Raw genomic sequence first — 13,128 nt, forward strand, 5'->3', positions numbered from 1 at the left:
TGTAACACATGCAAAGCAAGCTTTCAGATATCGATCTTATTGAACAAACACTGGCGGGTAACCAATCGGCATATGCCGACCTGGTGAAGCGGCACCAGCGGTTTGTTTTTACACTTGCTTTGCGTTTTTCAAAAAACCGCGAGGATGCTGAAGAGATTGCGCAGGACTGTTTTATAAAGGCGTACCGCGCGCTGGCAACATACGGCGGGCAATCAAAATTCAGTACATGGCTGTACACTATTGTGTATAATACAGCTATGACATTTTTACGAAAGAAAAGAGTAGCAACCGATTCGATAGATGACGAAGCTACCTTTATACAGGTTGAAAACAACGAGTCGGCTTATGATGTATACAACGTAGAGAATAAATCGAGATCGTTTTACCTTAATCAGGCCATAGCGCAGTTACTGCCCGATGATGCTACCATTATAACCTTGTTTTATAAAGGCGAGCAATCACTGGAAGAAATTGCCCAAACTTTGGGGATGGAGGCCAATACGGTTAAGGTAAAACTATTCAGGGCGCGCCAGCGTTTGAAAGATAAGCTGGAGCGTAATTTAAAACATGAGGTTAAAGAACTGATATGAATACCATAGAAGAAGAACTCTGGAACTACATTGACGGCAACTGCACGCCGGCCGGGCAGGATGCCATTGCCCGCCTTATTGAGCAGGATGAGGCCTATAACAAAAAATACCAGGAACTGATGCAGCTAAACCTGGAATTTGCAGCCATGGAGCTTGACGAACCATCAATGGCATTTACGTATAACGTGATGGAAACCATCCGTACCGAAAACGCGCGCCAGCCACTTAAAGCGGCTATTGATAAACGTATTATTATAGGCATAGCTGTTTTCTTTATTTTTACCATATTGGCTTTGCTGGTGTTCGCTTTTGCCAACACTCATTCGCAGCTTTCGGCTTTTGATGTTAAAGTTAAACTGCCGGCTGCTATAAAACTGCCAAATGCCGCCAATATTTTTACCAGCCCGGTATTTAAATGGTTTATCATGTTTGACGTTGTATTGGCCTTATTTTTATCAGACAGTTATTTGCGTAGAAAAAAACCGACAAAACAGGCCTAAAGTGTTTACCATGTAGTACGCAAAAGTTTACAATTAACTAATACCAGCTTTTTTTTAATTGATATTTATTTTTTAACCACCGTTTTTAACTCGTATAGGCATATAATGCCAACTTGCTAAAAAAATTTACGAAGTTTTAATTTTTGGTATAGTAATTGTACAGGTATATATGAACTGGTAATCCTTACCGGTTTAATTGTGATAAGGTTTAGGTTGAAAGTCGCCCGACGCAAGGTCTGGGCGGCTTTTATTTTTTTAAGAGATTTCTCAATCTTGAAATATCAGCCTGAAAACCAACTGAAAATTCTTCATATTCCAAAACAAACTATTTCATTCTCCTTACCGTATAACCAAAACACAATAATAGCTGCCCCCCTTGACAGCTATGCCAATTGTATACTACATGATAAATCGTTTTGAGATAAATACCGGGGCCGATTTTAATTTTGAACGTTTTTTCGAGTTGTCGGCTGATCTTTTCTGCATTGCCGGTTATGATGGCTACTTTAAAAGAATTAATGCGGCGGTTTCAAAAACATTGGGGTATACCAATGAGGAGCTTTTTTCAAGACCTATAAACTTTTTTGTTCATCCTGACGATCAAACTATAACTGAAAAAAAGCGCGATAACATCAGGCATGAGATCCCGCTTTTAAATTTCGAAAACCGCTACATAACCAAAAGCGGAGAGGTTGTCTGGCTCGCCTGGACGTCGATGCCTGTTGACCGCGAACAACTTGTTTTTGCTATAGCCAAAAACATTACCGAAAAAAAAAGGCAGGAGGCTGAACGCAACAATTTGATAACCAGCCTGACTCAAATAAACGATGACCTTAAACAGCTTACCTACACTACATCGCATGATCTCCGGTCACCGGTAAGTAACCTGTTATCCGTTTTTAATTTTATTGATATTTCAAAAATACAGGATGCAGAGACCGTTGAGCTTATTGGCATGCTCAGATCGGCTTCAGAAAGCCTGAAAGAGACGCTTAATAATTATGTAGACGTTTTGAGCCAGAAAGACAGCCTGAATGTTCACCTGGAGAATATCAATGTTAACAACTCGTTAAATACCGTTCTGCGTTCGGTTAGTTCGTTGATACAAGATTCAGGCGTTACCATCAACTATAGCATTGCCGGCGATTGTACTATCAATTTCAACAAGGCTTACCTCGAAAGTGTTTTTTTAAACCTGATTACCAATTCCATTAAATACGCGCGCCCTGAAGTTGCCCCGGTTATCGATATCAGCTTTAGAATTTATAAGGGTTTAAAGCAAATAATATTTGCCGATAATGGTTTAGGATTCGACATGGATCGCGTTAAGGATAAAATATTTGGATTTCACCAAACGTTTCATCACCATCATGATAGCAAGGGTATAGGGCTATATTTGGTTTATAACCATATTACCAGCCTTGGCGGACAAATTACCATCGAAAGCAAACCTAACGAAGGGGCTACCTTTATCATATCGTTTAAAGATTAACATGGCCAGTTGGGAACCGCTGATGCCGTATTAAGTCGAAAGTTCTAAGTCTTGAGTCAAAAGTTGAATTCATTTTGACTTAGACCTCTGACTAACGACTATCCGTCATTACCTGACTAATATAATGTAGTTATTTCTGTCAAAACCATTCATAGCACACAAACAAATGGACAATTACAGGCTTTATATCCAAGGGTAATGAAAACCTTACATTAATTAAACATTGATATTACATACCTTTGCGGCTCGATCCTGACTGGTGGGGTATTGACAATAATAAATTAACAGCATGTACGATATTTGTTGCGTTGGGCATATAACGTTGGATAAGGTGGTAACACCGCGTGTAACCGCCCACATGGCCGGTGGCACTTCTTTTTACTTTTCAAATGCCATCCGCAATATGGATGTTAGCTACACCTTGGTAACAACACTTGCCGAAAGCGAAATGGTTGTTGTTGAAAAACTGCGCGCCAAGGGTATTAACGTAAATGCCTGCGCCTGTGGCCTCTCTGTTTATTTTGAAAATATATACTCCGAAAACCAGGACCACCGTACCCAGCGTGTATTGCAAAAAGCCAATCCTTTTACTGTTGAGCAATTACAGGAAATTGATGCTCAAATTTTCCATTTAGGTCCGCTGCTTGCCGATGACATGCCGGTTGAGCTGATTAAGGAGCTAAATAGCCGCGGCAAAGTATCGCTGGATGTGCAGGGCTACCTGCGTAAGGTTGAAGATAAAAACGTTGTGCCAATAGATTGGGCCGATAAGCGCGAAGCCTTGCAATACATCGATATACTGAAAGCCAACGAACACGAGACTGAAGTGCTCACCGGGAGTAAAGACATTCACGAGGGTGCCCGCATTTTGGCCGACTGGGGTGTTAAAGAAGTTGTACTTACCCTGGGCAGTATGGGATCTGTAATTTACACGGGTGGCGTTTTTTACAATATCCCTGCCTACAAACCATCTGCCGTTGTAGATGCTACAGGCTGTGGTGATACCTATATGGCCGGTTACCTATACCAGCGCATAAAAGGCGCATCTTTTCAACAAGCCGGTGAGTTTGCCGCAGCAATGGCAAGTTTTAAAATTGAATCATCCGGTCCGTTTACCGGCACCGAGGATGATGTTTTAAGCCTGATTGCCCGTGGCGAAAAAACTTACGCTTACTAACAATGTGTCTGTAACACTATGTTTGCCAAAAAAGGTGCAGCGGTCTTGATACTAAATACTTACTACTTGATACTGTTTCTAATAAGCCTTTGACATCCAGCTTTGTAATAATATTACGGCCGATATGGTATCTACCAGCTCCTTATTTTGGCGGCCTTTTTTATTCATACCGCTTTGGGCGATGGTAGCCGATGCCATTTTGGAGGTAAAACGCTCATCCAGCATTTCGATAGGGATGTCGGGAAAAGTTTTTTTAAGCAACCCCACAAAACCTTTAACATGTATGGCCGACTGCGATGGTGTATTATCCATCTGCTTGGGCTCACCCACAATAAAACGCTCCACCTGCTCGGTTTTTAAATACGTTTTCAGGTAATCAACAATATACATCGGGTGCACGGTATCCAGCCCGGTGGCTATAATCTGCAAAGGATCAGTAACCGCTATACCAATGCGCTTGGTACCATAATCGAAAGCCATTACTCTCATTATAGATGTGAGATATGAGATGTGAGATATGAGATATGCATTGGATGTAAATATATGGGTTATTGTGAAATATTGGGGTTCATTCGGTCTTTGATTCCTGACTCTTGATTCTTGACTCTGCCCTCACATTGTCAAAAAACGAACCTGTCTCAAAATCTCACATCTCACATCTCAAATCTATTTACTATTTTGCACCAAATGCAGTTTAAGGAAATAGTTGGACAAGCGGCAACAAAGCAAAGGTTGCTTAACTCGGTGGCAGAGAACCGGGTAAGTCATGCACAATTGTTTTTAGGCCCCGAAGGCTCGGGCAGCCTGGCGCTTGCCGTGGCCTATGCCCAGTACCTGAGTTGCGAAGATAAGCAGCCCGACGATTCCTGCGGCATATGCTCGTCATGCCGCAAGTACAATAAACTGATGCACCCCGACCTCCATTTTTCGTACCCATTCTTCGCTAAACATAAAGACGATACTGCCCTTACGTTTATTGAGCAGTGGCGTGAGGCTTTTGGTGCTAACCCCTATTTAAACCTGGATGCCTGGCGCGGCTACCTGGATGCCGAAAACAAACAGGCTAATATTAATATAGCCGAGTGCCACCAGATTATTAAAAAACTCAGTTTTAAACCTTTTGAGTCGGCCTATAAGATTCTGATTCTTTGGCTGCCCGAATATCTGGATAAAGAGGGCAACGCCTTGCTTAAAATCATCGAAGAGCCGCAGCCCAATACGCTGTTTATATTGGTGGCCCAAAACCAGGACCAGATATTGAATACCATCCTGAGCCGCACGCAGCTCATCAAAATACCCTGCCTGCATTCGGCAGAAGTAAAAGAATACCTTATAGCCGAGCACCACCAAACCGAAGATGCCGCCGGCGAAATTGCATACCTAACTAATGGCAACTTAACCGAGGCGCTTACCATGCTGCAGCAGGATACCAAGAGCTATCACGAACTTTTTGTACAATGGCTGCGCCTGTGTTTCAGCAACAAGGGGCTGGAGGTTTTAACTTTTGTAGATAGCTTTGCCAAGATGGGGCGCGAAAACCAGAAGAATTTTTTACGCTACGGCATAAGTTTTATCCGCGAGTGCTGCCTGTTGATGGCCGGTGCCGGCAACCTGGTGCACCTGCCGGCAAAAGAGCTGGAAACCGCCCAAAAAATGACCAACGTCCTTGATATTAACAAGGCTCAATATATAAGTACCGAGCTTGAAAAAGCACACTACCACGTAGAGAGAAATGCAAACCCTAAAATTTTATTTTTAGATGTATCTTTACAGATTATAAAAATATTAAATTTAAAAACCATCCCCTCGGGGAGTCAATATATACCAAGTTAATTATGGGATGTGGAAGTTGCTCAACAGGGGGCGGATGCTCACCTGCGGGCTGCAAAAGTAATGGCTCATGCCTTACCAACGGTTGCAGCAAATTAGATGTTTACGATTGGCTATCCCACATGGATATGCCAACAAATTATAAACCTTTTCCTGTTATCGAAGTAAAATTTAAAGGTTCGCGCAAGGAATTTTACCTCAATAACGATAATATTTACCTGGAAGCAGGTGATTTGGTTGCCGTGGAAGCTACCACCGGCGGCTATGATATTGGCCACGTATCTATCACCGGCGAACTGGTGCGCATGCAAATGACCAAGCGCCATGTAAAAGAGGCTGATGTGGTTAAAAAAATCTATCGCCGTGCTACCGTTGCGGATGTGGATAAATGGAAAATGGCCAAGGACCTGGAGTGGGAAACCATGCACAAATCGCGCAAGCTGGCCCTTGATTTAAACCTGAACATGAAGCTGAGCGACGTGGATTACCAGGGCGATAAAACCAAAGCTACTTTTTATTACACTGCCGAAGGTCGTGTGGATTTCAGGGAGCTGATCAAGAAAATGGCCGAAACCTTTCGCATCCGTATCGAGATGCGCCAGATAGGTATGCGCCAGGAAGCAAGCCGTTTAGGCGGTATTGGCTCCTGCGGCCGCGAACTTTGCTGCTCAACCTGGTTAACCGATTTTAAAACGGTATCAACCTCGGCAGCCCGTTACCAAAACCTGTCGTTAAATACCCTGAAACTGGCAGGCCAGTGCGGTAAGCTTAAGTGCTGTTTAAATTACGAGCTGGATACCTATATGGATGCGCTAAAGCACATCCCCGATAATGTAAACGTGCTTAAAACCGAAAAAGGCGATGCCCGTTTGCAAAAAACCGACATATTTAAAAAGATCATGTGGTTTAGCTACCCGCGCGAAGAGGCGTGGATACCGATGCCCATAGCCAAGGTTAAAGAAATTCAGCAACAAAACCGTGAAGGTATTATTCCTGCCGACCTGGGCGAGCTGGAGATGGAAGAAACGGAGGTAATAAAAGCCCTTGACTACGAAAACGTAGTTGGGCAAGACAGCCTTACCCGTTTAGACGACCGTAACCGCGCTAAAAACCAAAAGAAAAACAACAACAATAAAAACCGTAACCAGCAGCAAAAACCTGGCGTCGAAGGCCGGCCCGCAAACCAGCCCCGCCCGCAAGGCGCAGCCCCGGTAGCCGAGCGCCCGGCCGGCGCTCCTGAAGGTAACCGCCCGCCAAAGGGCAACCGGCCTCTGCAGCAAGGCAACAAACCGCCTCAAAACCAGGGCAACCGTACACCACAGCAACAGGGGCAAAAACCCCAACAACAGCATGGCCCGCAACAAGGCCCCAGGCCACAGCAGCAACACGGTCCGCAGCAAGGCCCAAAGCCACAGCAACAAGGTAACCGCCCGCCGCAGGAAGGCGGCAGCAGGCCCGAAGGTGGCGGCAACAACAGGCGCCACAGGCCAAACCGCCCTAATAATCAAAACCGGAATAACAATAACCCGCCACAGGATAATACGCCCCAATAAAATGAAACGGTTTATCAAAATACTTTACCCGGCAGCATGTGTACTAATCACCATGCTGTTAGGTAGCTGTACAGATCCCGGGGCAATTGTTGACACCAACACACAAATTGCCGATCATAACTGGTCGTACGTAAACCGGGCTAAGTTTGATTGTAAGATAGATGACGAAAAAGCGGCCTACAACCTGTACTTTAACCTGCGGGTAACCGATGCCTACAAATACTCCAACCTGTTTGTACTTATCCATCAAAAAAATCCAAACGGCTACATCAAAACCACCCGTTACGAGTTGAAGCTGGCCAGTAAAGATGGCCAGTGGCTGGGCAAAGGATCGGGTAATTTATATAGCTACCAGGTTCCTTTTCAAAGCGGGTTCAAATTCCCGGTTAAGGGCACATACCATTTTGAGATTGAGCAAAACATGCGCGATAACCCCCTGCATGAGGTGAGCGATGTTGGGATACGGGTGGAGAAGGTGAAGTAATTGCTTCATTTACCTGCAAGGTCTGCAACGGACATGGTGCACAACCGGTCGGTTACGTTCAAAATCTATTCTACGCTATGTATGACAGCTTGCAAGGTTTGCGAGCATATGCCTTGTACCATTACATATCCAATTTTCCTGTCATTCTTAGGTACGAAGGATCTACCAGTTGTGCAGACCGATAGAAAAGTCCGCGAATAGATACTTCGTTCCTGCCATTGACACATTAGGCAGCATTTTGATTTTCAATCAGTTGTAAATTGTGTTTTTTAGCTAATCTTTTCAATGATGCCATTTCTCTCTTCTTTAGTTGCTCTTCATAACGCCTAGTTCCCTCTTCTACGTACGCGGTTCCTTTGGTTAATGTATTGTAGTAGGCTATAGCCAGCTTTCTGGCACCTGCTTTTATGGCTATTCCCGAGTCTTTCCGGCCGCGAAGCTTTCTCATAAAACTTCCGATGGCACTATCTTTACTTTTCAATAGTGATTGAGCACACTGTTTAAAGATTTGTCCGGCAACATTGCAAGGCATACCTCTCACGTTTTTTTTCATTTTTCCGCTCCGGTGACTTTTTGGCGATAGGCTCGCCCAGTTTACAAAGTTTTTAGCGGTAGCAAAACGACTCATATCCGTTCCTGTTTCGCCAATTAAACGCAATGCTGTGTAGTCATTTATTCCCGGAATACTGGTAAGATCTACGCCGTATAAACGGGCCATGGTAGCATGAAGCCCTTTTATTTTGGGTGCATGGTGACGTATTGGTTTAGCTTTGCCTGCTGCCACTTCTTCTTTGTCTTCACTTAGTTCATCCAGCAAGTGAGCTATTTCCTTATCGATCATTTTTATTTGTTGCTGATGAATTTCCCAAAGCTTTAGGTTCTGCTCAAGCATAAACAAGTAAGTATCATTATATCGCCCCTCCAAAGCTTTTATTACTTTTTCGCCTTTATACTTTTGGATACGGTCATCACAAAGACTAAGCAAATAAGCAGCATCACGGCTACCCGATAATATGGCCTTGATCATATTGATCCCGCTGGTGCCATGGATCTGGCTAAGGACTTCCGGAAGCTTGATGTTCATCAGTTCCAGGCATTTTTGCATTTTATTAACATAGGTACTGCCCATGCTTATGATATCCAGCCGCTCACGGACTAAGTGACGAAGTTCCATGAATTTGCCTTGTGGAATGAAACTATGACGCAGGATGCCGGCTGCAAATAGCTTTTGGATCCACTGACAGTCCCTTACGTCTGTTTTTCTCCCTTTTGCTTGTTTTGTTTCTTTAGGGTTGACCAGGCATACCAGCATGCCAAGTTCTTCTAATAGAAAGTACAAAGCGATCCAGTATACCCCTGTCGCTTCCATCGCAACCTTTTTTATCCCCTTTTCCCGCAGATATATTGCACAGGCATAATAGCTCGATGTAAAGGTTTCAAAGGTGACCACTTCTTGTCCGTCCGGGGATACAAAAATTTGTTCCGCGCCGATATCAATACCCGCAACGTTTTCATGAACTGTTTCAAAAGTTGTTTCTTTTGCCATAACTTTGCTTTTAAGATCTAATAATTAAGCAACTTATGGCTCAGGAGAGCGATAGATAAAAAAGGCACGCTGCCATACGGGAATGCTGCTGCTAACAGTATCACCAAAATGCTTACGCTATTTCCTGAAGCAAAACTCAGGGGCGGGTAAAAAACACCAGGAGCTAAACTGCTACACTGCCATAAGTTGCTTTTTTACAAAATTCGGGAATAGCTTGTCATCTGCAATGACATTATTTGTGCGCAAATAAAACTTACTCAGGATGACAGTCTTGTATTTTTGAGTGTCATCCCCCCTTCAGAATCCACGGATATTCCCACTCAGCATGACAGTCTTTAATTTGAATGTCATTTCCTCTTCAGAATCTGCGGATTTTACCACTCAGGATTTGACAGTTTAATCATCGGTTTCCCATCACAGCTTCTCAAAATACTCCAGCTTAAGCTCCAATCCGTCAAATACAGCGTACGTATTGTAGTTAACCCACTCGCCAAGGTTAATGTAGCGGCTGTCGGGTGTTATCTGTATATCTAAGGGTTTATGGCGGTGGCCAAAAATAAGATAATCGTAAAAGTTGGTTTTCAATTCTTCACGACAAAATACAACCAGCCATTCCTGCTCACCGGGTTTACTGTCCTTTTTGTCGTTGCTGATGCGGCTTTTAGTCGACCAATAATTGGCTATGCCAACACCAAAGTTGGGGTGCAAGCGGGCAAACAGCCACTGGCAAAACCCGCTGCGGAAAAAGTTTTTTAGCAGCTTATAAAACCTATCGCCAGGCCCAAGTCCATCGCCATGATGCAGGAAGAATTTTTTGCCGCCGCGCTCTATTTTCAATTCATTGCTAACGATGGTGGCTCCAAGTTCCTTTTCAAAGTAATCAAACATCCACATATCGTGGTTGCCTTTAAACAGGTAAAGCTTTACACCTGCATCGGCAAGTTCGGCCAGTTTGCCCATAAAGCGGATATATCCTTTAGGGACAACGGTTTTGTATTCAAACCAAAAGTCAAACACATCGCCCATTAAAAAAAGTTCGGCCGCATCGGCTTTAATACTATCCAGCCAGCGTATTATCCTGTCTTCACGAGCGCGGCTGCTGCCAAGAGCCCCGGCACCCAGATGGAAATCGGAAGCAAAATAAAGTTTATTACGGGATGGCATAGGCTGCAAAAATACGGTTATTGGGCGAAAGGAAAAAATGGGTAAGCATACCATGTAAGAGCGCATTGCGGAGAAAGCTCAACTATTAAAGTATTACGGCAATTTGAAGCGGAAAATGATATAAATTGGCGAAAACGCTGTCGTTCATAAGCCTGTATTTATGATGAACGAAGCATATTCCCTATTCCGAATCAGCGGACTTTACAACTTAACAAAAGGATGAAAGCACAGATCCTAAAACTCCAGCTCCAACAAAACCGGGCAATGATCGGAGTGTTTGGCTTCGGGTAAAATGGCGGCCCGTTTGATATTGGCTTCCAGTTCTGTACTGGCCATGGCGTAGTCAATGCGCCAGCCCAAGTTTTTGCCGCGTGCCCCTGCTCTGAAACTCCACCAGGTATAGTTATGGGGCTCTTTATTCACGTGGCGGAAGGTATCTATAAAACCACCTTCGATAAATTTCTCCATCCATTCGCGCTCTTCGGGCAAAAAGCCTGATGAGTTGGCATTTGATTTTGGATTGTGGATATCAATAGGTCGATGGCAAATGTTATAATCGCCGCAAACCACCAGGTTAGGGATCTCTGATTTTAAGAGCGTTAAATACCGGCCAAATTCATCCAGGAAACGGTATTTAAAAACCTGCCGTTCATCGCCGCTTGAGCCGGATGGGAAGTAAGCGCTCATGACCGATACCTCGTCAAAATCAACGCGGATACAGCGCCCCTCGCGGTCAAAATCGGGGATGCCACATCCGTATTCAACATGCTTTGGCAGTTGTTTTGTAAATATAGCGGTACCACTGTATCCTTTTTTTTCGGCCGGAAACCAGTAGTGCTGGTAGCCCATCTGGTCAACCAGCCCCAAGTCTGTAAGTACATCAGGCGTAGCCTTAATTTCCTGAAGGCAAACTACATCGGCATCAGTAGCCTGTAGCCAGGCCAGCCAGTTTTTGCTTATTGCCGACCGGATACCGTTAACGTTATAAGTGATTATTTTCATGTCGGATTTGTGATGTTCGATTTCGGATTTAAAATTAAGATTAGTAAAGTGTACAATTTTAGATTTTTTATTTTATCAATCGTTCACATCAAATGATAATTCAAAAAATAAAAATCCGAAATCGAACATTCCAAATCCGAAATCAAGACCCTTGGCTCAGTAACTTATCCAGTTGCTTACACTCTTTTTTACTTAGTACGTCTACCTTCATCGGGATATCGGTAAGCGGCCGGTCCCTGTCGTCTTTTTTTACTGCGGCAATATGGTCAACCATATCAAAGCCGGTCACAACCTCGCCGTAAACGGTGTAACTATGATCAAGTTGGGCTGTACCGCCAACTGTTTTATAATATTCGCGTTGCCAGGCAGGTATTTTATGACCTTTTAGCCGTCCGTTTTCCAGCGAATCCATTTTGGCATCGCTAAGGCGTTTGCCCTCCACAATATAAAACTGGCACCCGCTTGATGCTTTTTGGGGGTTATCATCGCGGGCGGCAGCCAGTACCCCGCGTTTGTGAAACAGGCTATCCCTGAATTCGGCCGGGATAGTGTAGCCCACATCGCCATTACCCAATTCGGCACCGGGTTTGGCTTTGGCCGGGTTTTTAGAATCCGGGTCACCTCCCTGGATCATAAAATTCTGTATCACCCGGTGAAACAACACGCCGTTGTAAAAACCTTTTTTGGCCAGCTTGATAAAATTATCGCGGTGTAAAGGGGTCTCGTTATATAGTCTGATGATCACGTTCCCGTAGGTAGTACTGATGCGTACGTACTGGTTTTTGGGAGGTTTTGCAAAGGCAATGGCAGTGATAAATAACAGTAAGGTTAAGGAAAGGATTTTTTTCATATATTATCTGGAATCGGCAAGAACCCGAATTTAGAAATTTGCAGCAATAAATTACACACCGGCCTCTCTTAGTCATTCTTGAACGAAGTGAAAAATTCTATCAACCGGCACACATTACCTACTGAAAAGTTTGCAAATAGATTCTTCATGGCATTCATGATGACAGTGTTTGATTTTTGAACGTCACTCCGGCCTTTAGAAACATTCCAAATTTTACCACTCAGGGTAACAATTCATTTATTTGGATAGCCTAAACGTGCCTATACAAATCAACTTGATTTACGCGTTAAAGTGGTACACAAAAACTATCTCGCCGGTAAAGGCCGGTTTCTTTTGATCTTTAATTTCCAGGGTGGTTATCATGGTGGCTTTAATTGGTCCGCGCAGGTTTACCAGGCCGCCAAGCTTTACTTTTAAGCGCACTTCCGAATCAACCAGTACAGCCTGTCCAAAACGGAAGTTTTCAATGCCGTAGTTAATCTCCATCTTCAGGTTCTCAACTTTCACAATCTCTTTCCATAAATAAGGCACAAGCGATAGGGTAAGGTAGCCATGCGCAATAGTTGCACCAAACTGGCTTTCGGTTTTAGCCCGTTCCGGATCGGTGTGGATCCATTGGTGGTCTAATGTGGCATCGGCAAATTTGTTGATCTGTTCCTGGGTAATTTTGTACCATGACGAAACGCCAAGCTCGTTCCCTATTTGCGCTTCAAATTCAGCGAAGTTATTGATGGTTAACATTGATGATCAGTTTATTGATTAAAAGTTGGCGAAGTTACAAAAATTTAACAATCTCGATTTCTATATCTCGGGAGTAAAACAGGACAAATGCATCTAATTGGGTTAACATAACTTAACACATTTCAGATAAAATATTTGCAAACATTTGACAATCAATATTTTATATTTTATCATGGTTAACACTGAACTTATCGCGCAA

General features: G+C 43.6%; 13 protein-coding genes. 7 read left to right on the forward strand and 6 right to left on the reverse strand.

All coding sequences use genetic code 11. The annotated features are described in order from the left end of the window. Positions 1-8 precede the first annotated feature (8 nt). The 4 genes from PQ469_RS30365 to PQ469_RS30380 all read left to right on the forward strand — a co-directional run bounded on the left by PQ469_RS30365 (position 9) and on the right by PQ469_RS30380 (position 3,759). Entirely contained in the window at positions 9-590 is a 582-nt protein-coding gene (locus tag PQ469_RS30365; protein WP_090638544.1) for an RNA polymerase sigma factor, read from the forward strand. Then, a complete protein-coding gene (locus tag PQ469_RS30370; RefSeq protein ID WP_274210997.1) occupies positions 587-1,090 on the forward strand; it encodes a hypothetical protein in 504 nt (167 codons plus the stop codon). Before PQ469_RS30365 ends, PQ469_RS30370 begins: the two co-directional genes overlap by 4 nt. A 403-nt stretch (positions 1,091-1,493) precedes the next feature. Then, complete coding sequence (locus PQ469_RS30375) at positions 1,494-2,582, forward strand: PAS domain-containing sensor histidine kinase (protein WP_274210998.1); 1,089 nt, start codon at positions 1,494-1,496, stop codon at positions 2,580-2,582. A gap of 289 nt (positions 2,583-2,871) precedes the next feature. Next, entirely contained in the window at positions 2,872-3,759 is an 888-nt protein-coding gene (locus PQ469_RS30380; RefSeq protein WP_090638557.1) for a PfkB family carbohydrate kinase, read from the forward strand. Positions 3,760-3,837: 78 nt separating this feature from the next. On the opposite strand, the gene ruvX is transcribed toward PQ469_RS30380, so the two are convergent. Continuing rightward, entirely contained in the window at positions 3,838-4,248 is a 411-nt protein-coding gene (gene ruvX, locus PQ469_RS30385) for a Holliday junction resolvase RuvX (protein ID WP_090638562.1), read from the reverse strand. Positions 4,249-4,446: 198 nt separating this feature from the next. On the opposite strand from ruvX, the gene PQ469_RS30390 reads away from it, so the two are divergent. Genes PQ469_RS30390 through PQ469_RS30400 form a run of 3 tightly spaced genes read left to right on the forward strand, consistent with a single transcriptional unit; the run spans position 4,447 to position 7,626 of the window. Beyond that, on the forward strand, positions 4,447-5,592 hold the full coding sequence (locus tag PQ469_RS30390) for a DNA polymerase III subunit (RefSeq protein ID WP_274210999.1): 1,146 nt from the start codon (positions 4,447-4,449) through the stop codon (positions 5,590-5,592). Between the two features lie 2 nt (positions 5,593-5,594). Continuing rightward, positions 5,595-7,142: a PSP1 domain-containing protein gene (locus PQ469_RS30395; RefSeq protein ID WP_274211000.1), complete on the forward strand. Its 1,548-nt coding sequence runs from the start codon at positions 5,595-5,597 to the stop codon at positions 7,140-7,142. Position 7,143: 1 nt separating this feature from the next. Continuing rightward, positions 7,144-7,626: a gliding motility lipoprotein GldH gene (locus PQ469_RS30400; RefSeq protein WP_274211001.1), complete on the forward strand. Its 483-nt coding sequence runs from the start codon at positions 7,144-7,146 to the stop codon at positions 7,624-7,626. 226 nt (positions 7,627-7,852) lie between these two features. Here the strand turns inward: PQ469_RS30400 and PQ469_RS30405 are convergent, their stop codons facing one another. The 5 genes from PQ469_RS30405 to PQ469_RS30425 form a co-directional block, all read right to left on the reverse strand. Then, complete coding sequence (locus tag PQ469_RS30405; protein WP_274211002.1) at positions 7,853-9,172, reverse strand: IS110 family RNA-guided transposase; 1,320 nt, start codon at positions 9,170-9,172, stop codon at positions 7,853-7,855. Between the two features lie 414 nt (positions 9,173-9,586). Continuing rightward, positions 9,587-10,336 (reverse strand): UDP-2,3-diacylglucosamine diphosphatase, encoded by a 750-nt coding sequence (locus PQ469_RS30410; protein WP_274211003.1) that lies wholly within the window; start codon positions 10,334-10,336, stop codon positions 9,587-9,589. 234 nt (positions 10,337-10,570) lie between these two features. Next, positions 10,571-11,338 (reverse strand): exodeoxyribonuclease III, encoded by a 768-nt coding sequence (locus tag PQ469_RS30415; protein WP_090638585.1) that lies wholly within the window; start codon positions 11,336-11,338, stop codon positions 10,571-10,573. 142 nt (positions 11,339-11,480) lie between these two features. Next, positions 11,481-12,188 (reverse strand): peptidylprolyl isomerase, encoded by a 708-nt coding sequence (locus PQ469_RS30420; protein WP_274211004.1) that lies wholly within the window; start codon positions 12,186-12,188, stop codon positions 11,481-11,483. A gap of 279 nt (positions 12,189-12,467) precedes the next feature. Further along, positions 12,468-12,929 (reverse strand): MaoC family dehydratase, encoded by a 462-nt coding sequence (locus PQ469_RS30425; RefSeq protein WP_147055302.1) that lies wholly within the window; start codon positions 12,927-12,929, stop codon positions 12,468-12,470. Positions 12,930-13,128: the final 199 nt, after the last annotated feature.

The organism is Mucilaginibacter sp. KACC 22773 (genome assembly GCF_028736215.1).
GTDB lineage: Bacteria > Bacteroidota > Bacteroidia > Sphingobacteriales > Sphingobacteriaceae > Mucilaginibacter.